The following is a 25,722-nucleotide window of genomic DNA, read 5'->3' on the forward strand; positions in this document are numbered from 1 at the left end:
TTTGTTAGATTATCCATTGAGATCGCATTAGCGTATGAGGCTCAAAAGGTTTATGCAAACGCTGGCATGACATCATCGATAAAACGGCGTAACGAGGCACGTTTTTGCTCATATGTCATGCTAGAGTCGATCCAGAACGCAAATTCGTCATAACCCAAATCTTCATACACTTTGAGTTTTTCAATGACTTGCTCAGGCGTGCCTATTGGCATGTTTTCTAACATTTTTTCAGGGGCATACATGTCGATTTTTGCCATTTCTTCTTCGCTCAATGGCTCAAGCAGGCCTTGGCTAATCGGACGTTCGTTTTTGAACCATGCGCCAAAATAGCAATAAAAACGGCTGATACATTTTGCAGCGATAGCCACGTCATCGGCATCACTACCAACATAAGCGTGTTGCAATAGCATGATTTTTGGGTTTTTGCCTTCGCCATGTTCAGCTTTGGCATTTTTAAATGCGGTCATTAGGTTTTGAATTTCTGTCATGCCTTGCCATAGTGGCGTAACTTGCACATTGCAGCCGTTTTCTACTGCAAAATTGTGGCTATGAGGGTCGCGCGCTGCAATCCACATCGGTACGCCGCCCTTTTGTAAAGGTTTTGGGGCTGAAGTGGTAGATGGAAATTGAGTATATTTGCCATCGTGAGCATAGTCACCTTTCCATAGTTGCTGTACGGCGGGGACGAGCTCGCGCATACGGCCACCAGCTTCCATGGCATCCATACCGGGCATCAAACGCTCATATTCAAAGTTATAAGCGCCGCGGGCAATCCCCAAATCCAATCTGCCGCCCGTGATAATGTCCGTCATTGCGGCTTCACCAGCCAGTTTAATCGGATGCCAGAACGGTGCAATCACGGTACCTGTGCCCAAACGCACGTTTTTGGTGTGATGGGATAAATCTATTAGATTTAAAAATGGGTTAGGGGCGATGGTAAAATCCATACCATGATGCTCGCCTGTCCAAATGGCGTGCATGCCGCCTTCGTCAGCCATTTTTGCCAGTTCGATGAAATCAGCATGTAATTGTTGATACGTTTGTGACTCGTCGAGGCGTTCCATGTGTAAAAATAATGAGAATTTCATAAGGCAATTCCTTTGCTATGCGTTGTTATATAAGTTTGAAAATTAGTGAACGTAACCTTGCTCTTCTTGCCCGACATAGACGCCATAAAGACCGTTTTCGCTTTCAGTTGTATAGCGAGTCATCATCTTCGTCATAGCTGAGGTGGCAAAATCCTGTTCTGCGATGTCATCAATGGCGACATATTCTCCCAGTCCTTTGGTCTCTGGCGAGTTTGCAATGGCTCGGTAAAAAATATAATTGGTATTGGTTTTTGTATTCTCATAGATTGAAAACACAGCGCCCAGTTGCGCATCTATATCATTCTCTATCAAAAACTGCTTAATCGTGCTGACCGCGTTCGTATTGTCATCGGTCGTTGTATTAGGTAATACCGCTTTACCTTCGCTTTCGCTAATGATTACTTTGCCGTTATGCTCGATAATAACGCCCACACAAACGTGTTTTTGTTGCGTGCTAATATCTGCAGCCTTGCGCTCTAGTGCCAAGCTAAAATAACCACCAGATGCGTACCCTAAACCGTGGCCTTCACGGTTCGAAAAACTCAGCACTTCGCCGACTAAAAGGTTGTGGTCACCTGCATCGAGGTTGCGATCTGTTTTGCAAGAAAAATGCGTCAATGCGCCGTCGATAATCGGATTGCCTTGTTCGTCTTTATGCCATTCAATTTGATTGAAACGGTCTTCTTTAGAACCTGCAAATATGTTTGAGATGGCCTGTTGGTCTTCGCTTAAAATATTGACAACAAAGTTCTCACAATTAGCAAATACATCAAAACTTGATAATGATTTTGCTGGGCAAACCAATAATAATGGCGGATCAAGTGATACCGACGTAAATGAATTAGCGGTAAAGCCAACAGGCGTGCCATCATTACTCATGGCGGTTATCACGGTCACTCCAGTCATATAACTGCCGAAGGCGTTGCGTAGGATTTTAGGATCAAGTTGCTTCATGAGAACCTCTTTTTCAAATTGAGCATGTTTTTAAATTAGGTATTGGTCGTAGCGAGCGAGTCGCACTGGGCAAAAAATCTTGCCAATGCAGCATTCACAGCGCTGGCATGTGTCATTTGTGTCATATGACGGGCGTCGGGCACGATAACGGCATTGGCATGGGGCAATATACTTGCCATAGCCAACGACATTTTAGGACTAGAATTGACATCCATTTCGCCCGTTAGCAATAACGTAGGGGCGATGATGGTTTGCAAATCTTCTGCTGCAATGCCGCGTAAGTGAGCAAACATTTGATAAGCTTGCGCGTATCCTAAACGGTTACCATTACTCAGCCATGATCGGCACAGTTCAGCTTCATCATGATATTGCGGATCACCATCGAACCATCTAGCGATTGGTTTATCAGTCACATTTTGATCAAGATCATTTAGGAGCGATTCGGCACGGGTTTGTACATCTTGAGCCGCATTGTCAGGACGATCATAGATCGCATTAAATGCTGCAACGCCGCGCACCACTTCTGGATAACTGACTGCTGTTTGCAAAGCAGTCATCGCTCCTAAAGAATGACCAACGATAATGGCAGGCTCACCAATCACATTTTCAATAAAAGTTTTGAGAGCCGCCGCAAAGTCTTCTAACGTAAGCGTGGGATTAGGCAATAAATCACTCTCCCCATGTCCTGGCATATCAATCACGTAACATGGATAGCGGTCATTAAATACCGATATCTGCTGATACCAGCTTTCTGCTCGCAAGCCCACGCCATGTACAAAAACGACAGGCGTGGCTTTTTCATTCTCAGTACCGCTATCGTAATAAGCAATTCCGTTAGAAATTTTGCGTGACCATTTCATCTGTAAACGCTCCTTAAACGGCGGCTGGATTATTCAAATCGTGACCGAGGTTTTTCAAATCTTGATAACGATCGCCAATGCGGTGGTGTGGACGACCGCCTGTTGCGCCGCCTAAGACGATCACCACTTCATCATCACGAGGCGCATCAGGAATGGCAAATTGAATCGTCAAATAATGTGAGCGGCGTCCAGCATCATCTTTATCCATGAGCGGTACCATAATAGGGGTGTTGGCTGTGCCGCGTGTATTCGTAAATGCCAAATAGGTATTGGCAGATAAAGCTTCACGATAAAAATTGCCAAAATGCAACGTATGAATGAGACCTGATGCATGCTCTATTTCACCGTTTAATCCAACGACAGCGGCTTTACCATACGCTTCAATCTTGTCAGCGCCGCCCGCTAGGGTCGTGATTCTGTCGGTAAGCAGCTTACCTAAGATAGGCGCGAATGCTTGGATCTCAGGTTGTAAGTCTTCGGCATAACGGCCTGCCCAAGGATTGGTAATCACTGCCGCGACGGCAAACATACGCAGAGGCGTGTCAGCAGTTTTGTAGCCTTCAATCAAGATCTCTTCATCAAAAGTAACGATTTTTCTAATTTCTGGTTTTTGCATTATGACTTTCCTCTATTGATTAATAATGGCTAACAATATTGGTATACCATAATACGGTATTAAATAAATTACTAGCTTTTTTTAAAAATAAATATTATGGTATACCGTAATACGATATGAAAGCGTGCTGCTTTTTTGTGCCATACTCGTTATACTTCTTTTTACATTTAAAAGAGTAGAGACCTTATGTTAGAAAGAGTAGAAAAACCAAAGACCCTCAAAGATACTGCATTGGAACAATTGCGATTGGCTATCATGATTGGTCAGCTCGCGCCAGGCAAAAGATTGATAGAGCGCACAATTTGTGAACAGTTGGGCGTGAGTCGCACTGTGGTACGAGAGTGTATCAGGCACTTAGAAAGTGAGCATTTGGTGACTTTTTCTGCAGGCGGTTCTTCAGTGGCGGTGTTGGAGAGTGATGAGATTCGTCAAATTTATCATTTGCGTGCGATGCTAGAGAGCGAAGCGGTTCGACACTGCGCTAAGCAGGTGACACCCGAATTGGTAGAAACCTTGCAAGACAGTTTGATTCAAATTCGCGATAACTTGCATGCAGGCAATGTGGTAGAAGCTTTGGCGCATTCTTATGCGTTTTATGAGCGTCTGTTTGTGACGGCTGGCATGACGGTCGCATGGGAGTTAACAGAACGGTTGAATGGTCGTATTGGTCGTCTGCGATTTATGACCTTATCTACACAGGAGCGTGCGGTCAAAGGCCCAAATAATCTGCAAGAAATTGTCAGTAATATCGCCAAGGGCGACAGTGAAGCCGCAGTTAAAGCCTGCCGAAAGCACATCGATGAAGCCTGTCGTATGGGCTTGCATCTCAATCAACAGTCATCTTAACAAACAATAAATAATAGGAAATAGCCATGGACAAACAACGATTTGAATTGGGTCTGACCAAACGCAAAGCCACGCTAGGCGCTGAGTATGTAGAAAAAAATATACAGGCAGCCGATGATTTTAACCGTCCGTTCCAAGAAGCCATGACCGAATGGTGCTGGGGCTTTGGCTGGGGTGATGAGGCGATTGACGCCAAAACTCGTTCTTTAATGAATTTAACCATGATCGCTGCGCTAGGCAAAATGCATGAGTGGGAACTGCATCTAAATGGGGCGATTACCAATGGCTGTTCTGTTGAAGAAATCCGTGCCGCTATTCATGCTATTGCGATTTATTGCGGTGTACCACAAGGCGTGGAATGTTTTCGTATTGCCCGTCAAGTATTGACCACACGTGGGTTGCTGGAATCCTAAAAAATTAGCTGGAGAGAAAAATGCAATTAAAAAACGATGCGTTGTTTAGACAACAAGCCTTTATCAATGGTGTGTGGTGTGATGCTGACAGTAAGCAAATCCATGAGGTACTGAATCCTGCTACAGGAGAGGTCATCGGTACCGTGCCAATGATGGGAAGCGATGAAACCCGCCGCGCCATTGAAGCGGCGGATATCGCTCAATCAACGTGGTCGAAAAAGACAGGCAAAGAACGTAGCACCGTTTTACGTCGTTGGCACACACTGATTGCCGAAAATATCGAAGACTTGGCTGTATTAATGACCCATGAACAAGGTAAACCTCTCGCTGAAGCAAAAGGCGAGATTCAAAGCGGGCTCGATTATTTAGAATGGTTTGCTGAAGAAGCCAAACGTATCTACGGCGATTTTATTCCCGGACATATGGCAGATAAGCGTCTGATTGTGATCAAACAACCCGTTGGCGTCACTGCCGCTATCACGCCGTGGAACTTTCCTCATTCTATGATTAGCCGAAAAGCAGGGCCAGCATTGGCTGCTGGCTGTCCAATGATCGTAAAGCCCGCCATGGAAACGCCTTATTCCGCATTGGCGATGGCGTATTTGGCTCAGCAAGCAGGTATTCCTGATGGTATTTATAGTGTGGTCACGGGTGATCCAGTTGCTATCGGCGAGGAGATGACCACAAATACATTGGTGAAAAAAATTAGCTTTACAGGTTCAACGCGTGTCGGAAAAATCTTGATGAAGCAGTGTGCCGATACGGTCAAAAAAATGTCGATGGAGCTGGGTGGCAATGCGCCATTTATCGTTTTTGATGATGCCGACATAGATGCCGCCGTTGCTGGTGCGATGATGAGCAAATATCGTAACAGTGGTCAAACGTGCGTTTGCGCCAATCGTTTGTTTGTACAGGCGGGTGTTTATGAGGAATTCACAAAAAAACTAGCAGAACAAGTACGCGCTATAAAAGTCGGTAATGGTTTAGACGACGGCGTGATGCAAGGCCCATTGATCTCTAAAGCTGCTGCTGATAATGCAGAAGCATTGGTCGCTGATGCCAAAGATAAAGGGGCTACCGTACTGTGCGGTGGTCAGAGAGTAGAGGCGGATAAGAACTTTTTTGAGCCAACGATTCTGACCCACGTCAATAATGACATGCGCGTCGCCAACGAAGAAATTTTTGGCCCCATTGCCCCGATTTTTAAATTCGAGACAGATGAAGAAGGGATTGCTCTCGCAAATCGTACTGAATATGGTCTGGCTGGTTATTTTTATAGTCGAGATATTGGACGAGTTTGGCGTATTGCCGAAGCGCTCGAAGTGGGTATGATTGGTGTCAATACCGGTATGCTCACCACAGAATTGGCACCATTTGGCGGTGTGAAAGAATCTGGTTTAGGGCGTGAAGGTTCAAAATACGGTATCGAAGAATATGTTGAAACCAAATATATTTGTATGGATATCAATTAATTTAACCCTTTAGCAAAAACGCGCATTGAAAAGCGATCATCAAATGGTTGTGTTCGTTTATAACGTTTCATCCCAATAGGACGGTGAACCGTAGTACCAAGCTCGTACCTGCTATGGCCAATCCACTATAAAACAAACACAGTGTTACTGGGATAAGTTTTGCGTCGCCTCTGTCTGCGCAGGCACAGCAAGCAAGGAAAAATGATCCCAGTAGCGCGTGATAATATTTGACCTTATTTTACTATTGTACCCTTAACGCTATTATCAATGTTTTGTTGTTAGTTATTTCCTATTATCTATCTTACTCTTTTGCTTTGTTGATAGTAAAGTGTGTTATCCCATCAAGTTAGACAGGTGGCTTAAAATACATTTTATAGAGTAACCACAGATGAATAATTCAACGTTAAACAAAATCTTACTATCAAACGCTGGGGTAGCAGAGTTGATTCTGCGTGTACCAGTCGGCCTTATTTTAGCAGCGCACGGCGCACAAAAATTATTTGGATGGTTCGGTGGTCACGGATTAGCAGGTACTGCTGGATATATGAGCAGCATCGGTATGGAACCCGGTTATCTGATGGCCATACTAGCGGGAAGCGCTGAATTCTTTGGTGGTCTTGCCTTAGTATTAGGATTACTGACTCGACCAGCGGCAGTGGTTGCAGGATTTACCATGTTGGTTGCCATTTTTTCAGTACATATCGGCAATGGATTATTTGCAAGTAATAACGGCTATGAATATGCGCTGACATTATTGGTCGTATTGGTTTCTTTAGCCATACAGGGCGGTGGCTACCTGAGCCTTGATAATTCCCTAGCAAAAAATAAAATTTAAACCTTTGAATTTTCCTTGTTTTGTGGCGAGATTAAGCAGTGTGTTGTTTAATCTCGCCGTATTCATGCGCTACTGATATAAACTTCCCTTGCTCCATTGCTGTGTCTACGGAGGCAGCTCAAAAATTATCCTAGAAGCACTGTGTTTTTTATGGTGAATCGACTATATCTTCTATTTAAAAGTCACTGAGAGTCGAGCGTAAATTAAAGCATCAAACTCTAATATATAAACAATAATAATTATCATTTGCATTATCATTACAATGTTGCTAAAGTGTGCGCTCTTTATTACCAAACAGTTAATGGCTATTTGGTTTTTTTTAGGACGTGATTTGTATCAATGCTTTAGCTGCTTAACTAGTATTAGTCATAGTAGAAGAAAGCGCTAAGGTATTGATAAAACTAAGTACTTTCAGGATTGTTATTTATGCCGACGTTATCAACCCTTTCTAATTATAAAAAAACTTTATCTGCACCACAATCGCGACTTCTAACGACTCGCAGGGCTTTGCTAAGTATCGCTATTGCCTCTATTCTTAGCACGACGGCATTTGCAGCTGAGAGTGATGAGCTGACGGCACAACAAATAGCAGACCAACAAGCGACTGATCAACAGTCGATGCCATCTACTGAGTTAGATACTATCGTAGTCCTTGCGGCAAGGGATGAGCTGGTACAAGCGCCCGGTCTCTCTATTATTAGTGAAGAAGCCATTGAAAAAGCATCAATTTCTAATGATATCTCAGAAATCGTGCGTAAAATGCCGGGCGTGAATCTGTCAGGCTCGTCTACATCTGGTCAACGTGGCAATCAACGTCAAATCGATCTACGAGGCATGGGTCCGAACAACACGCTTATCTTGATTGATGGTCGTCCTGTCACCTCTCGTAATGCAGTACGTCCGGGCCGTGGCAGCGAGCAAGACACTCGCGGTGACTCGCAATGGGTACCGCCAAGCGCCATTGAGCGCATTGAAGTATTGCGTGGCCCAGCCGCCGCTCGTTATGGCTCTGGCAGTATGGGCGGTGTGGTGAATATCATCACCAAATCCCCAACCAAAAAAGAGTTTTCGGTGACGGGTCACTATGAGATGCCAGAAAGCGATCTTGAGGGCAAAAACTGGCGCACCAATATCAACATGGCAGGCCCATTGAATGACAAGCTATCATTCCGTACCACGCTTGGCTATCACGATAGCGAAGGCGACGACCCTTATGTCAACAAAGAAGATGCCCAAATTGTTGATGGTCGCGGTGGCCCAGCAGCATCCGTTGCCGCAGGCCGCGAAGGTGTCGAAAATATAGACGCACGCCAACTCTTCGAATATGCCATGGATGCGATGAATACCGTCGGTTTCGAAGTTAATTATAGTAATCAAAGCAATCGCTGGGCAGGGGATTCACAGTTCCAAGGAATTAACGATGACTTAGTCAACGCACTGGCAGGTCAAGAGACCAATAAGATGGAGCGTTATGGCGCTGCATTCACTCACCGCGGTGAGTATGATGATACCAGTAGTAATAGCTATCTAGAGTATACACGTACTATCAATGAGCGCCTCAATGAAGGCAATGCTGGTGGTAGCGAAGGTCAAATCTCGCAACCTGAAGAAGATGCGGAGTACACTTGGACAAAAGCGACTTATGACACGTTAAACGCCAAGTCGGAATGGGATATTTACTTTGACCGTCATACCCTGACGGCTGGTACAGAATTCCGTGGTGAAAGACTGGACAATCCGCTGGTTTCTACTTTAACGTTTGATGAAGGCTTTGATTTTGGTGATACAGAAACCGATCCTGCCAAGCGTGAAAAAGTGACAGACGCGTACCTTATCGGTGCTTATTTAGAAGACAACTATCAGCTGACTCCTGACTGGTATATCACACCTGGTGTGCGTTTTGATTATCACGATCAAACAGGTAGCAATTGGTCACCCAGTCTTAATACTACGTGGAAATTTAGTCCGAACTGGTCGGTAAAAGCGGGTGCTAGCCGTGCATTTAAAGCGCCTTCTCTGTATCAGCTTGATCCAAACTACATCTACTACACTCGAAGTAACGGCTGCCCATCCAACGTACCGCTCGATCAGCGGGGCTGTTATGTCTTGGGTAACCCTGATCTAGAGCATGAAACCTCTTGGAATAAAGAACTGACCTTTACTTATAAGGATGACACTGGACTTAATGCAGGCTTGACGTACTATCACAACGACTATGACAATCGTATCGGCGCAGGTGTAGAGCGCGTGGGTACGGTAGGCGTGATAGCTGACGGTGTAGCGACAGACCGCTCTGTTTTTCAGTGGGAAAACCAAGGGGAAGCTATCATTGAGGGCCTAGAAGGGTTCGTCAAAGTACCTGTTACAGATACCGTCACATGGTCAACCAACTTAACAGGAAATATCCGGTCAGAGCGCAAAGACACGGGTGAGCCGTTATCCTTGATTCCTAAATTTACAGCGAACACGAGTGTCAATTGGGATATTACGCCGCGCTGGAATACGGATTTTGGCGTTAGCTACTATGGAACTATTGAAGCACCTGACATCTCGGTCACGACTGGTGATGAGCTTGATACGCTAAAGCTGGATCGTGAACCCTATGCTCTTGCTAACGTGAGCACGCGCTATAACCTCACAAAGGGCATAACCGTTGGCGCTGGTATCAAGAATCTATTTGACAAGCAAATTAAACGTGAAGGGACGACGACCAGTGCAGGTGCTCGTACTTTTAATGAGCCTGGTCGTTACTATATTTTTGATGTAAGCGTTGATTTTTAACTCCTATAAATAGTTTTTTGTTCGCATAACAAAAGGTCTGAGTATTCACTCAGGCCTTTTTTATTGGGCCAAAATAACTATATGGCGCTTGAAATGAGCGATAAATGAGAACTATTTTCATGACTATGGTTTACCTTTTAGTAATTTCGTTATAACATAACGTTTTTTTTTGAAATGTTATAATATAACGGAAGATATATGAAAAAGATCGGCTTAATTTCAATACTGGTCGTATTGGCGGGACTGGGATGGTACATCATTGCCGGTTCAAAAGCAGCTGACAGTGAGTCAGCGTCTACTGCAAAAAGCAATAAGCAACAAGAATTAATCGTAGTAACACCTTGGGAAATAACGGCTATTGATCCGAGTAAGTCAGGATTTATTTTTCAGCGTTTGCAGCTTGCCGAAACGCTGGTCGATGCCACCCAAAATGCCGAATTACAGCCAATGCTGGCGCAAAGCTGGTCTAGCAACGACAAAGGCGATGTTTGGACCTTTGTATTGCGTGATGGCGTCAAGTTCCATGATGGTTCACCACTGACCGCTGATGATGTGGTAAAAAGTTTGGACGTGGCATTAACCAAACCTACGGCATTAGAATCTGCTCTTATCTCAAAGATTACGGCCATTGACAGTCAAACAGTTGAGATTAGCTTAGAAAAACCGTTAATGTCTTTTCCTGCATACTTGGCGCATGCGACGAGTATTATTTTGGCAAAATCCTCGTTCGACGATAACAATGAAGTGGCACAGCTGATTGCTACGGGTCCGTATTACGTCACTAAATTTGAGCCGCCACAAAAAATCGAGCAAAAAGCCTTTGCCGATTATTGGGGTGAAAAAGCCAAGATCCAAGATGTCACCTATCTCGCCAATAGCCGTAGCGAAACCCGCACCTTACTGGCGCAAAGCAAGCCCAATTACCTGATATTTACCTTGGATTCAGCAAGCCTTGAACGCTTGCAACAAGATTCCAGTTTGCAAGTCAAATCAAAATCGTTGGCTCGCACCATTGAATATAAAGTCAATGCCAAAAACCCCTTGTTTAGTGATGTTAAGGTACGCCAAGCGCTCAGTGATGCGATTGACAGACAAGGCATTGCTCACTCTATCATGCGCGCTGATAATGCCGTGGCTGAGCAACTATTGCCGCCGATTTTTAAAGACTGGCAAATCAAAACGCCAATGCAAAAACCTGATCCACAAGCAATCAAACAACGTTTATTAGGTTTGGGTTTTACGGCGGACGCCAATGGCATGCTACAAAAAGAGGGCAAGCCGTTCAAATTTACCTTACGCACCTTTTCAGACCGTCCAGAATTGCCAATTATTGCAACGGCATTACAAGCGCAGTGGAAAAAAATTGGCGTGGATGTAGACGTGTCCGTGGGCAACTCTTCAGAGATTTCTGCTGGTCATCAAGATGGCACGTTAGAGATGGCGTTATATGCTCGTAACTATGGCATGACGCCTGATCCAGTGGGTTCGCTCTTAGAAGATTTTGACCCAAAAGGCAGCGATTGGGGCGTGATGAATTGGCAAAATGCTGAATTAAACAAAGATTTGCAAACGTTAGAAACGACTAAAGGCAATGATGTCGCTACCAAACAACGGGTCTCAAAAATTATTTTTGATGAGCGGCCTGTGGTGCCTGTGGTGTATTACCAACAGAATGCCGCGGCTCATAAGTCATTAAAAGGTTTAGAGATCGATGGTTTGGAGCGAAATTTTTACTTGAATAAATTGTCTTGGTAAGTGGTTGTTACCGTCATTTGCTGTATACATTTGCTTCATACATCCAAAAATTGTGATTGATAATTATGTTTAAATATTTTTCTCAGCGTGTATTACAACTGGTGTTTGTCATGTGGTCGGTTGGCACATTGACCTTTGTGTTGACCCGTAGCTTACCGGGAGATATGGCTTATCGCATCGCTGCCAGTCGCTATGGTTATGACCAAGCAAATGCCGCTGCCGCCGCAGTGGTGCGCTCAGAGCTTGGCTTGGATCAGCCGTGGTGGCAAAGCTATATTGATTGGTTGGTAGATTTGGCACAGTTTAATTTAGGGCATTCATTGGTCAGCGGTGAGGCGATATGGGCTGAGATTGGCCATCAGTTCGGGCATACATTGGCACTCGCATTGGTCGCCTTGGTATTGTCGCTGATTATTGGGCCGCCGCTGGGTCTGCTTGCCGCCCAACGACCTAGTGGCGTATTTGACCGTTTGACCTTGGTAGTGAGTACGGCATTGCGTTCTGTGCCCGTTTTTATTATTGGTATTGCGTTGATTACCTTGCTTGCTGTCCAAGTAAAATGGCTGCCAGCTGCCGGTTATGGCACGCCGCAGCATTATATTTTGCCTGCTCTGACCTTGGCTATTGGATTGGCAGCGGTTTCAATCCGAGTCAGTCGCCATGCGATGGTACAAGTGCAAACCTCTGATTATTATCATTTTGCTGAGTTAAAAGGCTTGAGTAAATGGACCGTGTTTTGTCGACATGGTCTGCGTAATGTAGCGATTCCAATTTTGGCCTATCATTCGGTGCAATTGGTTTATTTGGTGGAAGGGGTGGTGATTGTAGAGAGTTTATTTGCATGGCCCGGCAGTGGTCATGCGTTGGTACATGCGATTGTTGCTCGTGATGTGCCGATGATACAGGGCACTGCGCTCATCATGGGCGGTATGTTTGTGGTACTCAACATGATGGTGGATTTATTAAGTGGCTTGATTGATCCACGTGTTGATTTATCACGCTAGCTTTCTTTTACCACGTTGCATTATGTCAAAAATAAACCCACATAAAAAATTAGGAAAGCCACTTTCATGACCATTTTTAAGCCATTTGGCAAGCTACAACCTGCCCAAAATTTTGGGGGCGTTTTACTCATCCTATTGCTGGTGTTCGCCTTTTTACAGCCGATTTATTATCCAATGGATGCCAGTATTCAAGATCTCAGTAGTATGCTGCAACCAGCGAGTGTCAGTCATTGGTTTGGTACCGACCATTTTGGCCGAGATATGCTGGCAAGAGTGGCTTCCGCCATTCGTTTGTCGTTTTCGCTGATTCTATTATCAGTGAGTTTTGCGTTGTTTTTTGGGATATTAATGGGAGTATTAAGCGGCTATTTTGGTGGCTGGATAGACTTTGTCTGCCGGTTTTTGTGTGACATTGTCATGGCGCTACCGGGGTTATTGTTTGTATTATTGTTTGCTGCTATTGCGCCCAATAGCTTTTGGTCATTATATCTTGGGATCTCATTGGTGTTATGGGTCGAGTTTTTTCGTATGGTGCGAGCCATGACGCAAACGATTGCCAGTAGCAAAGAGATAGAATCGTCACGTTTGATGGGCATGGATTTCTTCTATTGTTTTAAGCGCCATTTTTTACCGAAGATTTTGCCTGTTGTCGCAACGCTCAGCGCCTTTGCGGCGGGTAATGCGGTATTGGCATTGGCGACCTTGGGCTTTATCAATGTCGGTCTGCGTCCGCCAACTGCTGAGCTTGGGTTGATGATGACTGAGTTGTTTCCTTATTATTATCAAGCCCCTATGGTTTTTCTTCAGCCTATTATTGCGGTCTTTATTTTGGTATTAAGCTTACAGTTACTCTCAGGGAAAACAAAATGATCGAACCATCGTCAATACAAAGTGCATCAAGAAATAGCGCGTCGATAAATAGCTCGTCAATAAATAGCTTATCAACAAACAGCATCTTAGTACAAACCAAGGATTTGGCGGTGTTTACCAAGTCGGGACAAAACTTGGTTGAGCCTATCAGCTTGACGTTATATCAAGGTCAAAATGTCACTATTTTGGGTGAAACTGGATCGGGAAAAAGCTTGCTCGCTCAGGCCATAATGGGTGCGTTGCCTGATGAGTTAATGGCTCAAGGCGACATCTTGATTGAAAATCAAGCCATGGATTCAGCAGCACGTCGACAATACTGGGGCAGACGCATGGCGATGCTACCGCAAGAGCCGAGCCGTTCTCTGAATCCAACCATGACCATGCTCGACCAAGTATGGGAAAGTCTGTTTTTTGTGGCCAAAAAAGACAATGTCACGAGTAAAAAGTTGGCAAAAGAAAAAATCGATCATTTAGGACTGGCAAAATCTGAGGATTATTATCCGCACGAGCTGTCGGGTGGTATGGCGCAGCGAGCCTCTTTTGCGATTGCCACATCGGGTGGCGCGTATATTGTGATCGCTGATGAGCCTACCAAAGGGTTGGATGACGTCAACAAACAAGCGGTCATCATGCTATTAAAAAACATCACCGAAAATGGCGGCACGCTGTTAACCATTACTCATGATATCGATGTGGCAAGGTCATTAAATAGTCATGAGAATGACCGTATGATGGTCATGAAAAAAGGAAAGCTGCTAGAACAAGGCACTGGCGAACAAGTGCTCAATCATCCCACGTCAAATTATGCCAAACAATTAATCGCCGCTGCGCCGCACAACTGGTCAAGCCAAGATAGAACCATTATCCAAGACAGTCCCTTGCTCGAAGTACAAGACTTGAGTCTGGCTCGGGGTAAGCGTGTTTTGTTCAAAGGCTTAAATTTCAGCCTACAAAAAGCGGAAGTATTGGGCGTGATTGGCAGTAGTGGTATAGGCAAAAGCTCATTAGGTGATACGTTATGTGGCTTGCTACAACCTGCCAGCGGCTCAATCACTTGGCAACAAACCCCAAAAAGCCATCAAGTGCTCAAGCTGTATCAAGATCCACCAGCCGCTTTTGCCTCGCATATACCACTAAAAGTCTTGCTAAATGACGTGATAAAAAAGCATCGACTCGATGCCAGTCGCGTGCCTTATTTGTTAGAACAATTAAAGCTTGATAAGCAGATTCTTGAGCGTAATGCGTTGAATGTGTCGGGTGGCGAGTTGCAGCGGGTCGCTATATTACGGGCATTGTTGTTTGATCCGGTATTGCTGTTTGCCGATGAGGTCACGTCCAGACTGGATCCTATTACCCAAAAAGAAACGTTGGATCTGCTGGTGACGCAATGTAAAGCGCAAAATTGCACGTTGGTTATGGTCAGTCACGATCATCATATAATGCGACATTACTGCCATCAAGTGATTGACTTGGAAACATTGGCTGCATAAAAGCTATTAGGACATGTCCTCAATTCAAGCGATTGTATCTAAATGGGCTAAAAATGGTTAAATTTTGCCAAACATTGTCAAATAGCTGATTAATATCTCGATATTATTTGCGCTATTTTCCTCGCTTGACTGCAATTTACTTCATTTTTATAACCATTTTTAAAATGAGGACATACCCTAGAATATAGTCGATCCATTATAAAATGGACGCAGAGCTACTGGGATAAATTTTGCGCAGGCTCGACGCAGCGCAGGCACAGCAAGCAAGTAACGTTTATCCCAGCAGCTCGTGATAATATTTGTATTGCTTTTATTTAGGACTGGCTATAGCTTGTAAAGCTAAATATACGCATAAAAAAGTCCAAAAAAAGATTATTTTTTTGGACTTTTTTATTTATTAGCACCTTAAAAAAGGTCAATAGCAAAATCCATTCATTATAAAGCCAAACAAGTCATTTCTTAAGCGAACGTTATTCATTAAAAATTAGCGAGCGATGTGCTCCGATACCAGCCATTGTGCCTGACATAACAGCTAGGGTTCCGTTGTGCATGGCGTTGGATAAATCACCAGCGACAAAGACGCCTTTTACTGAACTTTCTTTAAAATCATTGACGGTGACCATCGTACCTATTACTGTCTCTACGGTTTCAAGATTTAGCATTTCGATCAATGGTGACGCTACTATCGCTCTGGGCGCAATATATAATCCTTTGATGGGGCTTATGCGACCATCCTCCAGCAAAACATGCTGAATGTGCTCGCCATCTCCAACCACATGAGTGATGGGGCTTTCTTCTATGGTAACACCGCGACGGATGAGATGATCCAGTACCTCGCCCTCAGGCTTGAACTGTCCTTGTGTAAAAAGCGTGGTTGCGCCCCAATCAGGAATCATAGCCGCTTGATGAAACGCCATCTCGCTCGTCGCCAATACGCCAAGAGATCGATCTTTTAACTCATAACCGTGACAATAGGGGCAGTGAATTACACTCTTGCCCCAATGTTCTTTCACACCAGGAACATCAGGAAGCTGGTCTGTAATGCCTGTTGTTAAAATCAGTTTTTTTGCGCTGTACGTCGCGCCGTTTTTTAGTGTGACACAAAACCCATCTGGTATTTTAGCAACCTTGATAGCCATCTCTTCTACAAGATTGAATGTTGGATAAGCACTTAATTGAGACAATGCTGTTGAGCGAATTTCCGACGGTGTTTTGCCATCCAAACCAAAGACGCCATGAGAGGTTTTTGCAAAGCGATTGCGTGGTGAGTTGGCATCTATTAGCACCACATGGCGTCGACCACGAACCAGTTGCATGGCTGCAGATAGACCCGCAAAACTGCCACCCACAATAATCACATCTGTTTTCATATTAAGCTCGTTACAGTTAAAGAACTTTTATTGTTACATGAAAATTAAACAATGGCAATCATGTAATAGTAAAAGTTTCATGATATAGTCAATGTTTATTATTTAGGATGCCAAATGAGAAAAGACAGTCGACTCTCCCGCGCCTTACATGTACTGGTACATCTCAATGACGCTGAAAAACCTGTCACCTCAGAGACGATAGCGGAGATGTTATCAACCAACCCTGTGGTGGTCAGACGTATGCTGGGGTTGCTGCGCGATCAGAACTATGTTGCCTCAACCAAAGGCCATAATGGCGGCTGGACGCTTGCCAAGCCTTTGGGTAGCATTACACTGTTAGACATTCATAACGCGTTTGGTGACACCTCAATTTTTACGGTTGGTTTGACTGACGAACATACTAACTGCCCGATAGAAATTGCCGTGAATAATGCGCTAAAAGAAGTCATGGATGAAGCTGAGAGCTTAATGTTGAAGCGTTTTGGTGATATTCATTTGAGTGTACTAGAAGAAGCGTTTAGATAGCGGTATGGTCAACTGAAAGAAAGGGATTAAAGGGTTGCTTCAAGTTCAAGCAACTATTCAACTACCATAAGCCGCGCACAAAAAAGTCCAAAAACGATGGTTTTTGGACTTTTTTATTAAGGACATGTGAAGGAGTAATGAGCTTAATTAATTCAGCGCGTGCTTTGCTTGGTAGCGGCTATAGTAATAAATCGCTAAGCCGGGTATGTATAATAGCAATGACAATAATAAATTATCAACGCCTGCCGCATAAATTAGCCAAACACCATAAACACTGGCGCCAAGCCCAATGGCTTTAATATGCCAGCGCTCAGATTGTGCAAATGAGACTTTGACCAAATACGCGCCCACCAAAAAGTAAGGAATCAAGATCATGGAGGTGGAGATAATGACTAAGGTGTTATAACCTTCGCCCGTCCAAAAAATCATCAATAAGCAAAATTGAACGGTCAAGCTGGTGAGCATCAGCGATGCAGTTGGCGTGCCTTGCTCGTTTTGTTTGGTAAAAATACGTGGAAAAGCATCGTATTTGGCAGCGGTGTAAGGCACTTCAGCAGAGTAGAGAATCCAGCTCAAATAAGACGCCAGTACCGAAACGACTAGCCCAATACTAATGACCCATTTGCCCATACTGCCCGTCATTTGCGCCATGATGCCTGCCATTGAGGGATTGCTCAACGCAGCCACATCAACGCGGCTCATCACTCCAAGTGATAATAGCGTGATAGCAATATAGAGTACCAGCGCAAAAATCACACCGATATACGTGGCGCGACCAATATCAGAACGCTTTTTTGCGCGCTGCGACAAGACAATCGCACCTTCGATACCAGTAAATACCCATAAGGTAATTAGCATCGTCCCTTTTACTTGCTCCATAAAGGGCGCTTCTAATGTGGTGCCTGCGCGGTCAGCGTTAAAGGTTTGTATATCAAAGGCATAATAGGCAAAAACAATAAAAGCAATGAGCGGTAAGCTTTTGGCCAAGGTGGCAAGCAGATTAATAAAAGCGGCTTGTTTGACGCCGCGCAGTACCAAATAATGCACCAACCATAAAATAGCAGATTCGCCCACCAGCGCCCATAAGGTATTGCCGTCACCGAAAACAATGCTACTCGGCGTATCGACAAAACTGCCCAATGCCGCAAAAGCCACGACCAAATAGCCTACCACGCCAATAGTGGCGCACAGCCAATAACCCCATGCCGAAAAAAATCCTGCCAAATCGCCAAACCCTGTTTTGGCATAAGTATAAATGCCGCCATCCAGCTCAGGCTTGAGACGCGACAAGTGCAAAAAGCAGCCTGCGAGGAACAAAATACCCACGCCTGTGATCAGCCATGCGGTGATGATGGCATCCACGCCAGCGACTTCTGCCATGTTTTGTGGCAAGCTAAAAATGCCTGCACCGACCATCGAGCTGAACACGATGGCGGTGAGCATGGTTAGCCCAATTTTTTGTCCATTTTGCATGGTGCTATCTCTATTTTGTCAAAGTATCTGTTTTCGAAGTATCTGTTGTCAAAGTATCTGTGAAATGCTGACTTAATTCCTGAATATGCTCAGGACCAATACCGCAGCAGCCGCCGATCAGAGATGCGCCTTGCGTTTGCCATTTTTGTGCCCAGACCAAATAAGCGGGCGGTGTCAAATCGTCACGCACTTCATCGAGTCCATCATTTGCCGTGGCATCTTTGGTTTGTGGTGGAAAGGCATTGGCATACGCACCAAGCTTGATATGCGTTGCATCTTTTTCTTGCAAAGTACTTTTTGCGACATCAAGCGCCTGCTCAATGACTTCTGGCTGACAGCAGTTAAACAGTATTGCCTCGATATTTAAATCCGCCAACGTGGCGACGGCTTGTTGTACGGTTTCGCCTGAACGTAGGCGCGGTACATCGAGATGTTCGCTGTCTTCTAAGGTGAATGACACCCAAAGCGGCTTATTATCGGCATCTAGCGTGTTTAATAGTTCGCGGATGGCAACGGCTTCAGCAATCAAGCTTTGGGTTTCTGCCAACCAAAAATCCACATGTGGTGCTAAACCATTAATAAGTGGGGTTGCGATTTCTTCAACATGCTCAGCATCAAACAAGTCAGCGCGATAGGAACCAAATAGCGGCGGAATAGAACCTGCTACTTTGGTCGCTGTGCCTTCTAATTCAACTGCTGCACGTGCCATCTCGCCTGCTGATGCTGCCAAACCTTGCGCTTGCTCAGCAAAACGCTCTGCGCCAATATGAAAGGGTACGAGCGCGTAGCTATTGGTGGTGATGACCGCCGCACCACTTCGAATGAAGTCGCGGTGTACATCGCGGACGATCTCAGGCGCTTCTATCATCGCCAGTGCCGACCACTCAGGTTGGCGAAACGGTGCGCCGCGCTTGGCTAATTCTCGCCCTAGACCGCCATCAAGAATCGTGATTGATGTAGTTGACATAATAAATACCTCTTTGCTGTGAATAGTTGAGTCTATAAGGCTCTATTTTGAGCCATAAAATTATTTCGAGGGGCGAAATACTAGGCGTAATGGTAAACAGATGCAACCAAAAATTTGGTAGGGTTGACATGTTTTACCTTGAAATTATTTATGCCGATAGATAATGACCGAATACGACCGACAGACTCCATTGCTAGAAGCCAATTTGATCGATAACATTCGCATAGTATTTCTGTGATTTTGGAGTATTTTATTTGGCAAATACAAAGAGTTCTAAGGAAGATTTATATCAGTAGTGCGTGATAATATTTAACCTTATTTTATTTAGGATTAACTATAGTGATTGATATCAGTTACTTGGCCATAAAGGAATATCAGCGTTACTTTTGCTTAACAACTACACACGCAGTGGGCGTTGACAGCCCAACATTAATCTAGGCATGATGCTAGAGAACACCTCTCGTTTTACCATGATAATCCAAGGAAAATGATATGAAAGCAGCACGTTTTTATGACAAAGGTGATATTCGTATTGAAGATATTCCAGAGCCAACCGTTGCGCCAGGTACAGTCGGTATTGACGTCGCATGGTGCGGTATCTGTGGGACGGATTTGCATGAGTTTATGGAAGGGCCTATTTTTATTCCTCCTTGCGGTCATCCGCATCCCATCTCGGGAGAGTCCGCGCCCATCACGATGGGGCATGAGTTCTCAGGTGTGGTTTACGAAGTAGGTGAGGGTGTCGATGATATCGAAGTCGGTCAGCATGTGGTGGTTGAGCCTTATATTATTGCTGATGATGTCTCCACTGCCGAAGGAGAAAACTATCATTTATCAAAGGATATGAACTTTATCGGTTTGGGCGGACGTGGCGGCGGCTTGTCAGAAAAAATCGCCGTCGAACGCCGCTGGGTACACCCCATCTCCAATGACATTCCATTAGATCAAGCAGCTTTGATTGAGCCGTTGTCGGTGGGCTATCACGCTTTTGTGCGTAGTGGCGCGCAGGCAGGTGATATTGCTTTGGTCGGCGGCGGTGGCCCTATTGGTTTATTGTTATCCTCGGTACTCAAAGCCAAAGGTTTGACTGTCATCTTGACTGAGCTGAGTGCCAAACGCAAAGAAAAAGCCAAAGACAGCGGCGTTGCGGATTATATCTTAGACCCTACGGAAGTAGATTTGAACGCAGAAGTGATGAAAATCACGGACAATCGCGGTGTGGACGTGGCGTTCGAATGTACCAGTGTCAATGCAGTACTCGACTCGCTCGTTGAGCTGACCAAACCTGCTGGCGTAGTGGTGATTGTGTCTATCTGGAGTCATCCTGCCTCGATCAGCGTCCACAGCGTGGTAATGAAAGAGCTGGATATTCGCGGCACTATTGGCTATGTCAACAATCACAAAGACACCATCAAATTGGTCGAAGACGGTTTGGTCAATCTCGAACCTTTCATCACTCAGCGTATTGCGTTGGATGATTTGATTTCAAAAGGGTTTGAAACGCTGATTCACAACAACGAATCTGCGGTAAAAATCATTGTGAATCCAAATTTATAAACGATATTTTTGAATAAATTTGCTTTGCAAAGTAGTAGACAGTTATAAAAACTAATAGTCATCATAACCAAAAGCGTCAACCTATCGAGTTGGCGCTTTTTTTTGAGTGTAAGTTTTTTTTGGAACACGTATATCGTGAAAGCGGATAAATGCTATAGTCAATAATAGTTGTGCTTTTCGCCCGTTATTTGGACGTTATACCTTTAGGAGGATTCGTGTCTACAATTGAACATTTAAATATCACTGTCCCAAATATAGATGAAGCAATTAAATTCATTCAAATCGTTGCGCCTGATTTTAAGGTAAGAAAGGATGTAAAATCTTTGACTAGCTATCGTTGGGCACATATCGGCAATGATGATTGTTATTTTGCGCTTCAAGAGCCTCATTTAGGTTCTGAACCAGAAAGCCCTTGGAAATCATATAAGAATTATGGTGTCAATCATATCGCAATCGTTGTTGATGATCTCTTAAAAGTCGAAAGCGATTTGGTGAAATTTGGTTACAAGCGCAGTATTGATACTCCTATAGAGAAGCATCGTAAAAGGTTGTATTTCTTTGATGATTTTGGATTTGAGTGGGAGTTGGTTGAGTACAGCTCTCAAGAGCCAGCCGAGAAATATTTGTACGAATAAAGTTATAACAAGCACTTTAAACGGTGGTAGCCTTGATCTTTAAGTAAGTAGCGCCTTAGCCCAACAAGCGATGATGCAATACAAACAGCGCGTCGCATAAATAATAAAATTTTAGGTTACTTTCAACACGGAGTTCAAATGTCAGAGTATTTTGCCAAAATCAACTGGGTTAGAGATAGCAGTGAAAGTTACGTTGATAACAAATATAGCCGAGGGCACGAATGGATATTTGATGGTGGCGTCATCATTCAAGCCTCATCTTCTCCTCACGTGGTTCCCTTGCCGTATTCTGTTGAGGCAAATGTCGATCCTGAAGAAGCTTTTGTTGCCTCTCTTTCTAGTTGCCACATGCTATTCTTTTTATCTATCGCCGCAAAAAGAAAATATGTAATTGATTCATATGTAGACAATGCTGTGGGTACTATGGAAAAAGACAGCGACGGTAAAATTTCAATGACTAAAGTGATCCTGAAACCGCATGTTAAATTCTCAGGTGATAAACAGCCGACCATGGAACAACTTGAAAAAATGCATCATCAAGCGCATGAGCAATGCTTTATCGCTAACTCGGTGAAAACTGAAATTTTTACGGAAATCGTAGTCTAACAAGCTTTTAAATAAAGATAAATAACAGTTGGTATTCCACTCGCTGCTATTACAGAAGCTATTCTTGCGACACTGCATTTTAAAATATGGTTCAGATATAAAAATGCCTTACAGGTTATGGCAATTAGACGTAATACCGTTGGTGAACAAAACATTATATTTTTAATTGAATGTCGAGTTAAAATCATGAATGAAAGAAGTAAATCATATCTACAACAATATTTGAGTACGCTGCCAGATGAAGTTGCATCAAAATACACCTCATTTAGCGCAGATTATTTCTGTGCTGATGAATACAATGCAAATGTGTGTGCTGATTTGATATTGCATGGTGAAAAGCGAGCATCTTGTAGTTTAGAGCTTTGGTACAGTGAACAAGGCGAGAAGATGCCAGAGGTTGGTCATCTTCTAGTTGTAACAAATTGGAATGGAGACCCGATCTGTATTACAGAAATAACCTCAGTATCAAAGTGCAAGTACGGTGCAGTTACGGCTGAATTCGCGGCTTTAGAGGGTGAGGGAGACAAGACTTTAGCATGGTGGAGAAAGGCTCATTGGGATTTCTTTTCAAAGGAGTGTGAAGAACTCAATATTAGTCCATCGGAAGATATGTTACTTGTCTTAGAGCAATTCAAAACTGTATACCCGCAAAAAGTATAACAAACCATTCAAGCAGACTCTCGACATCTAGTATTTTTGGTATGCGCTGATTTGATATTGCGTGGTGAAAAGCGAGCATCCTGTAGTTTAGAGCTTTGGTACAGTGAACATAGGCAAGATGCTGCCGTAACTGAAATCAGCTGTTCCATTGTCAGGCGATAAACAGCCGACAATGGAACAACTGGAAAAAATGCATTATCAATCGCATGAGCAATGTTTTATCGCTAACTCGGTGAAAACTGAAATTATTACGGAGATTGTGGTTTAATGTAGGCGACTTCATTGACTTCTTTATGTGTATCAAGACCGATAAAAAATATGCTATGTTTATTCATGTTAGCCTCTGCGGTTTAGTTGCTTGACAAACTAATTATAGTTCTGGCTTTGAACTAAGCTAACCCATGGAAGCGGAGGCTAAAACCGTGTGGGAGTCATTATGTCTATGCTTTCGACTTAAACCAACTAGCGAGGGGCAATAATGAAAAACTATAATTACGATGAGTTTTCTAGTAATACTTATGATTTAGATAATTTCTATGGACCTGCGGTTGGTGATAAAGCCCCAAATTTCTCATTATCCAATATAGCTGGTGAAATCGTAAATTTATTGGATTTTACAGGAGATTTTCTGGTGCTTGAGCTTGGAAGTATCACTTGTCCATTATTTCAAGGTAGGCGAGAAGGTATGAGTGATTTAGTTGGCTTATTTCCAAGTGTTAACTTCTCTGTGCTATATGTAAGAGAGGCACATCCTGGAAGTAATATTCCATCACACAAGTCAATTGAAGGAAAAATTGGCTGTGCGAAAAAATTAAATAAAGATGGGGAGAAAAGAGGCATCCTTATTGATGAAATAAACGGCAGCGCTCATAATGGTTATGGTGGTTATCCCAATGCTGTTTTTATCGTTAATAAAAATCAATGTGTAGTATATAGAAGCGACTGGAATAGTGTGCCTGCTACCAAAGCAGCATTGACGAGACTTTTAAGTGGAAAGCCAGCTAATAATAAAAGTTATTTTTTGCCAGTTAAGCCAAGTATTGCGATTAAAACATTGAGGAGAAGCGGCAAAGGTGCAGCTAAGGATTTTTTTAAAGGATTACCTACTTTAATATGGAAAAATGTCATCAAAAGAAATGTATCGCTTTTTCTCAATGTAGAAACAATCACCCCGCCTGATGCAAAGTGTTAAAAAATCTAACAGGTTGCTGGATCGGAAAAACTACTCGCTCGCGCTCGTATTTTCCGCTAGCAAGCCGTTGATAAGCCACCTCAAAGGAGAGTCCGTTGTACCAGTTATATTATTATCCACTAAATGCTAGTATGGCACCGCATTTCGTGCTTGAGGCATTGAAAGTAGATTTTGAGTTAATATTGGTTGATAGAAAAAGCAATGCTCAAAAATCTGATGATTACTTAGCTTTAAACCCGTCAGGAAGAATTCCAACTTTAATTTATGACGATTTAGTGCTCTTTGAAAGCCCTGCTATTTGCATTCACCTTGCCGAGTCGAATCCATCATCAAATCTCATCCCGAATATTGATTCTAAAACTAGGCCTATATTCTTTCAGTGGATGATGTATTTAACAAACACAGTTCAAGCTGAATTAATGATTCATTTTTATCCAGAAAAACATACAACTCATTCAGATGTAGTCTCTGATATTGCAAAAACACAAGAACAAAGAATAACTGATATGTTTCAAATTATAGATAATGACTTAAAAAATAAAGACTTTTTAATTGGTAATATGCTGACTGTTTGTGACTTTTTCTTGTTTATGTTGGCTATATGGGCTGATGAATTTAAAAAACCACCTTTAGCATTTGATAATCTATCTAAGTATCTTCGTAACTTAGCCAAACATGAAGCAATTATTTCTGTTTGTAAAAAGGAAAAACTAAGCTTGTTAGACTATCAGTAAGTTGCTCATAGCCAGTGACTCAAAAGGACAAATAACAGTTAGTTTTTTGTTCCTCAGCCATTTATCCTAGCCAACAATTTTTTACCTCTTAATTAGGCGTTAAATGGAACCAGTATGATGCAAGCTGCAATTTTTGATATGGATGGAACTTTGATCGATTCCGAGCCAATATGGAAAAAGGCCGAAAAGGAAGTTTTTTCATCTTTAGGTGTAGAGGTAACTAATGAGCTTTCATCTCAAACTATTTGGATGACTACTCGTGAGGTAACTGATTTTTGGTATAATCATTTTCCTTGGTTAGGTAAAAGCTTAGAAGAAGTCGAAAGTGAAGTTGTTGATCGTGTAGCCGAATTAATTATTGATGAGGGTGTTGCTCTGGAAGGAGTATATAAAGTTTTAGATTTCTTTCAAAAAAAGAGTTTTAAAATTGGTTTGTCAACTAATGCTCCTTCAAAGTTAATTCCTATTGTTTTAAAAAAACTTAATATCTCTCACTACTTTCATGCCACTTCTTCTTCGGAACATGAAATAAAAGGAAAACCAGATCCAGCAGTTTATTTATCTACGGCTAAAAAATTAAATATTGAACCGTCAAAATGCATTGCATTTGAAGATAGTGTTTCGGGTATCCTTTCTGCGAATCAAGCAAATATGAAAACGGTTGTAATTCCACCTGTGTTAGAGTTTACAGATGAAAAATATGAATTATCTTATATTAAACTTAAGTGCTTATCTGATTTTTCCGATGTACATTTAGAAAAGATAATTAATTCTATGAAGTTGAGCGTCTAAGAAATTCCATTTAACAAGAAGTTAAGATCACCAATATCTACTACTAGCAATGAACTGAACTTCAGCACTTAAGCTGTATGAATATTCACTTCTCTTTCAATTATACAAAACAGCATAACCTCGCGCTTTAACCACTTCTACGCTGAAAAATACTATAGCCAAGCCCACTTAAAAGTGTTATAAACTAATAATCAAACCTAATTGTTGTCATAAAGACCATGACTTAC

24 protein-coding genes are annotated in these 25,722 nt (G+C 43.1%); 17 read left to right on the top strand and 7 right to left on the bottom strand.

Features of this window, described 5'->3' with window-relative positions; all coding sequences use genetic code 11:
* Positions 1–50: 50 nt before the first annotated feature.
* From JMX48_RS05945 to JMX48_RS05960, 4 genes are read right to left on the bottom strand one after another with little or no spacing between them, the layout of a single operon-like run.
* Positions 51–1,088, bottom strand: a complete 1,038-nt coding sequence (locus tag JMX48_RS05945) for an LLM class flavin-dependent oxidoreductase (protein ID WP_201535486.1) — start codon at positions 1,086–1,088, stop codon at positions 51–53.
* A 42-nt stretch (positions 1,089–1,130) separates the two neighbouring features.
* On the bottom strand, positions 1,131–2,042 hold the full coding sequence (locus JMX48_RS05950) for a flavin reductase family protein (RefSeq protein ID WP_201535489.1): 912 nt from the start codon (positions 2,040–2,042) through the stop codon (positions 1,131–1,133).
* A 35-nt stretch (positions 2,043–2,077) separates the two neighbouring features.
* Positions 2,078–2,902 (bottom strand): alpha/beta fold hydrolase, encoded by an 825-nt coding sequence (locus JMX48_RS05955; protein WP_201535492.1) that lies wholly within the window; start codon positions 2,900–2,902, stop codon positions 2,078–2,080.
* A gap of 13 nt (positions 2,903–2,915) precedes the next feature.
* Complete coding sequence (locus tag JMX48_RS05960; protein ID WP_201535495.1) at positions 2,916–3,518, bottom strand: amino acid synthesis family protein; 603 nt, start codon at positions 3,516–3,518, stop codon at positions 2,916–2,918.
* Positions 3,519–3,704: 186 nt separating this feature from the next.
* On the opposite strand from JMX48_RS05960, the gene JMX48_RS05965 reads away from it, so the two are divergent.
* From JMX48_RS05965 to JMX48_RS06005, 9 genes are all read left to right on the top strand, one after another.
* A complete protein-coding gene (locus tag JMX48_RS05965) occupies positions 3,705–4,364 on the top strand; it encodes a GntR family transcriptional regulator (protein WP_201535497.1) in 660 nt (219 codons plus the stop codon).
* A 26-nt stretch (positions 4,365–4,390) separates the two neighbouring features.
* Positions 4,391–4,777, top strand: coding sequence for a carboxymuconolactone decarboxylase family protein (locus tag JMX48_RS05970; protein WP_201535500.1), 387 nt, complete (start codon positions 4,391–4,393; stop codon positions 4,775–4,777).
* 20 nt (positions 4,778–4,797) lie between these two features.
* A complete protein-coding gene (locus JMX48_RS05975; protein ID WP_201535502.1) occupies positions 4,798–6,249 on the top strand; it encodes an NAD-dependent succinate-semialdehyde dehydrogenase in 1,452 nt (483 codons plus the stop codon).
* A gap of 388 nt (positions 6,250–6,637) precedes the next feature.
* Positions 6,638–7,084 (top strand): DoxX family protein, encoded by a 447-nt coding sequence (locus JMX48_RS05980; protein ID WP_201535504.1) that lies wholly within the window; start codon positions 6,638–6,640, stop codon positions 7,082–7,084.
* A 426-nt stretch (positions 7,085–7,510) separates the two neighbouring features.
* Complete coding sequence (locus tag JMX48_RS05985; protein ID WP_201535506.1) at positions 7,511–9,865, top strand: FepA family TonB-dependent siderophore receptor; 2,355 nt, start codon at positions 7,511–7,513, stop codon at positions 9,863–9,865.
* A gap of 198 nt (positions 9,866–10,063) precedes the next feature.
* Positions 10,064–11,620, top strand: coding sequence for an ABC transporter substrate-binding protein (locus tag JMX48_RS05990; RefSeq protein WP_201535508.1), 1,557 nt, complete (start codon positions 10,064–10,066; stop codon positions 11,618–11,620).
* Between the two features lie 65 nt (positions 11,621–11,685).
* Positions 11,686–12,624 (top strand): ABC transporter permease, encoded by a 939-nt coding sequence (locus JMX48_RS05995; RefSeq protein WP_201535510.1) that lies wholly within the window; start codon positions 11,686–11,688, stop codon positions 12,622–12,624.
* 66 nt (positions 12,625–12,690) lie between these two features.
* On the top strand, positions 12,691–13,494 hold the full coding sequence (locus tag JMX48_RS06000) for an ABC transporter permease (protein WP_201535512.1): 804 nt from the start codon (positions 12,691–12,693) through the stop codon (positions 13,492–13,494).
* A complete protein-coding gene (locus tag JMX48_RS06005) occupies positions 13,491–14,984 on the top strand; it encodes an ABC transporter ATP-binding protein (RefSeq protein WP_201535514.1) in 1,494 nt (497 codons plus the stop codon). The genes JMX48_RS06000 and JMX48_RS06005 overlap by 4 nt, the downstream gene beginning before the upstream one ends.
* A gap of 470 nt (positions 14,985–15,454) precedes the next feature.
* Here JMX48_RS06005 and JMX48_RS06010 read toward each other — a convergent pair whose 3' ends face one another.
* Positions 15,455–16,354, bottom strand: coding sequence for an NAD(P)/FAD-dependent oxidoreductase (locus tag JMX48_RS06010; RefSeq protein WP_201535516.1), 900 nt, complete (start codon positions 16,352–16,354; stop codon positions 15,455–15,457).
* Positions 16,355–16,468: 114 nt separating this feature from the next.
* Here JMX48_RS06010 and JMX48_RS06015 point away from each other — a divergent pair, with 114 nt between their 5' ends.
* On the top strand, positions 16,469–16,879 hold the full coding sequence (locus tag JMX48_RS06015) for an Rrf2 family transcriptional regulator (protein WP_201535518.1): 411 nt from the start codon (positions 16,469–16,471) through the stop codon (positions 16,877–16,879).
* A 147-nt stretch (positions 16,880–17,026) separates the two neighbouring features.
* Here JMX48_RS06015 and JMX48_RS06020 read toward each other — a convergent pair whose 3' ends face one another.
* Complete coding sequence (locus tag JMX48_RS06020) at positions 17,027–18,352, bottom strand: basic amino acid/polyamine antiporter (RefSeq protein ID WP_201535521.1); 1,326 nt, start codon at positions 18,350–18,352, stop codon at positions 17,027–17,029.
* A 10-nt stretch (positions 18,353–18,362) separates the two neighbouring features.
* The gene (locus JMX48_RS06025; protein WP_265088767.1) at positions 18,363–19,304 is read right to left on the bottom strand and encodes a homocysteine S-methyltransferase family protein; all 942 of its coding nucleotides are present in this window, start codon (positions 19,302–19,304) and stop codon (positions 18,363–18,365) included.
* Between the two features lie 507 nt (positions 19,305–19,811).
* On the opposite strand from JMX48_RS06025, the gene JMX48_RS06030 reads away from it, so the two are divergent.
* The 7 genes from JMX48_RS06030 to hxpB all read left to right on the top strand — a co-directional run bounded on the left by JMX48_RS06030 (position 19,812) and on the right by hxpB (position 25,495).
* Positions 19,812–20,876, top strand: coding sequence for a 2,3-butanediol dehydrogenase (locus tag JMX48_RS06030; protein ID WP_201535526.1), 1,065 nt, complete (start codon positions 19,812–19,814; stop codon positions 20,874–20,876).
* 215 nt (positions 20,877–21,091) lie between these two features.
* Positions 21,092–21,511: a VOC family protein gene (locus JMX48_RS06035; protein ID WP_201535528.1), complete on the top strand. Its 420-nt coding sequence runs from the start codon at positions 21,092–21,094 to the stop codon at positions 21,509–21,511.
* Between the two features lie 138 nt (positions 21,512–21,649).
* Positions 21,650–22,117 carry an OsmC family protein gene (locus JMX48_RS06040; RefSeq protein WP_201535529.1) on the top strand — a complete coding sequence of 156 codons (468 nt, stop codon included), beginning with the start codon at positions 21,650–21,652 and terminating at the stop codon, positions 22,115–22,117.
* Positions 22,118–22,234: 117 nt separating this feature from the next.
* On the top strand, positions 22,235–22,777 hold the full coding sequence (locus JMX48_RS06045) for an ASCH domain-containing protein (protein WP_201535530.1): 543 nt from the start codon (positions 22,235–22,237) through the stop codon (positions 22,775–22,777).
* A gap of 478 nt (positions 22,778–23,255) precedes the next feature.
* Positions 23,256–23,969: a deiodinase-like protein gene (locus JMX48_RS06050; protein ID WP_201535531.1), complete on the top strand. Its 714-nt coding sequence runs from the start codon at positions 23,256–23,258 to the stop codon at positions 23,967–23,969.
* Positions 23,970–24,064: 95 nt separating this feature from the next.
* Positions 24,065–24,703, top strand: a complete 639-nt coding sequence (locus tag JMX48_RS06055) for a glutathione S-transferase family protein (protein ID WP_201535532.1) — start codon at positions 24,065–24,067, stop codon at positions 24,701–24,703.
* Positions 24,704–24,817: 114 nt separating this feature from the next.
* On the top strand, positions 24,818–25,495 hold the full coding sequence (gene hxpB, locus JMX48_RS06060) for a hexitol phosphatase HxpB (protein ID WP_201535534.1): 678 nt from the start codon (positions 24,818–24,820) through the stop codon (positions 25,493–25,495).
* Positions 25,496–25,722 lie beyond the last annotated feature (227 nt).

Origin of the sequence: Psychrobacter immobilis (genome assembly GCF_904846225.1) — a bacterium.
GTDB classification, from domain to species: domain Bacteria; phylum Pseudomonadota; class Gammaproteobacteria; order Pseudomonadales; family Moraxellaceae; genus Psychrobacter; species Psychrobacter immobilis_F.

Coding starts and splice junctions, on each gene's coding strand:
- JMX48_RS05945 (WP_201535486.1), bottom strand. CDS start 1,088: ATGAAATTCTCATTATTTTTACACATGGAACGCCTCGACGAGTCACAA.
- JMX48_RS05950 (WP_201535489.1), bottom strand. CDS start 2,042: ATGAAGCAACTTGATCCTAAAATCCTACGCAACGCCTTCGGCAGTTAT.
- JMX48_RS05955 (WP_201535492.1), bottom strand. CDS start 2,902: ATGAAATGGTCACGCAAAATTTCTAACGGAATTGCTTATTACGATAGC.
- JMX48_RS05960 (WP_201535495.1), bottom strand. CDS start 3,518: ATGCAAAAACCAGAAATTAGAAAAATCGTTACTTTTGATGAAGAGATC.
- JMX48_RS05965 (WP_201535497.1), top strand. CDS start 3,705: ATGTTAGAAAGAGTAGAAAAACCAAAGACCCTCAAAGATACTGCATTG.
- JMX48_RS05970 (WP_201535500.1), top strand. CDS start 4,391: ATGGACAAACAACGATTTGAATTGGGTCTGACCAAACGCAAAGCCACG.
- JMX48_RS05975 (WP_201535502.1), top strand. CDS start 4,798: ATGCAATTAAAAAACGATGCGTTGTTTAGACAACAAGCCTTTATCAAT.
- JMX48_RS05980 (WP_201535504.1), top strand. CDS start 6,638: ATGAATAATTCAACGTTAAACAAAATCTTACTATCAAACGCTGGGGTA.
- JMX48_RS05985 (WP_201535506.1), top strand. CDS start 7,511: ATGCCGACGTTATCAACCCTTTCTAATTATAAAAAAACTTTATCTGCA.
- JMX48_RS05990 (WP_201535508.1), top strand. CDS start 10,064: ATGAAAAAGATCGGCTTAATTTCAATACTGGTCGTATTGGCGGGACTG.
- JMX48_RS05995 (WP_201535510.1), top strand. CDS start 11,686: ATGTTTAAATATTTTTCTCAGCGTGTATTACAACTGGTGTTTGTCATG.
- JMX48_RS06000 (WP_201535512.1), top strand. CDS start 12,691: ATGACCATTTTTAAGCCATTTGGCAAGCTACAACCTGCCCAAAATTTT.
- JMX48_RS06005 (WP_201535514.1), top strand. CDS start 13,491: ATGATCGAACCATCGTCAATACAAAGTGCATCAAGAAATAGCGCGTCG.
- JMX48_RS06010 (WP_201535516.1), bottom strand. CDS start 16,354: ATGAAAACAGATGTGATTATTGTGGGTGGCAGTTTTGCGGGTCTATCT.
- JMX48_RS06015 (WP_201535518.1), top strand. CDS start 16,469: ATGAGAAAAGACAGTCGACTCTCCCGCGCCTTACATGTACTGGTACAT.
- JMX48_RS06020 (WP_201535521.1), bottom strand. CDS start 18,352: ATGCAAAATGGACAAAAAATTGGGCTAACCATGCTCACCGCCATCGTG.
- JMX48_RS06030 (WP_201535526.1), top strand. CDS start 19,812: ATGAAAGCAGCACGTTTTTATGACAAAGGTGATATTCGTATTGAAGAT.
- JMX48_RS06040 (WP_201535529.1), top strand. CDS start 21,650: ATGTCAGAGTATTTTGCCAAAATCAACTGGGTTAGAGATAGCAGTGAA.
- JMX48_RS06045 (WP_201535530.1), top strand. CDS start 22,235: ATGGCAATTAGACGTAATACCGTTGGTGAACAAAACATTATATTTTTA.
- JMX48_RS06050 (WP_201535531.1), top strand. CDS start 23,256: ATGAAAAACTATAATTACGATGAGTTTTCTAGTAATACTTATGATTTA.
- hxpB (WP_201535534.1), top strand. CDS start 24,818: ATGATGCAAGCTGCAATTTTTGATATGGATGGAACTTTGATCGATTCC.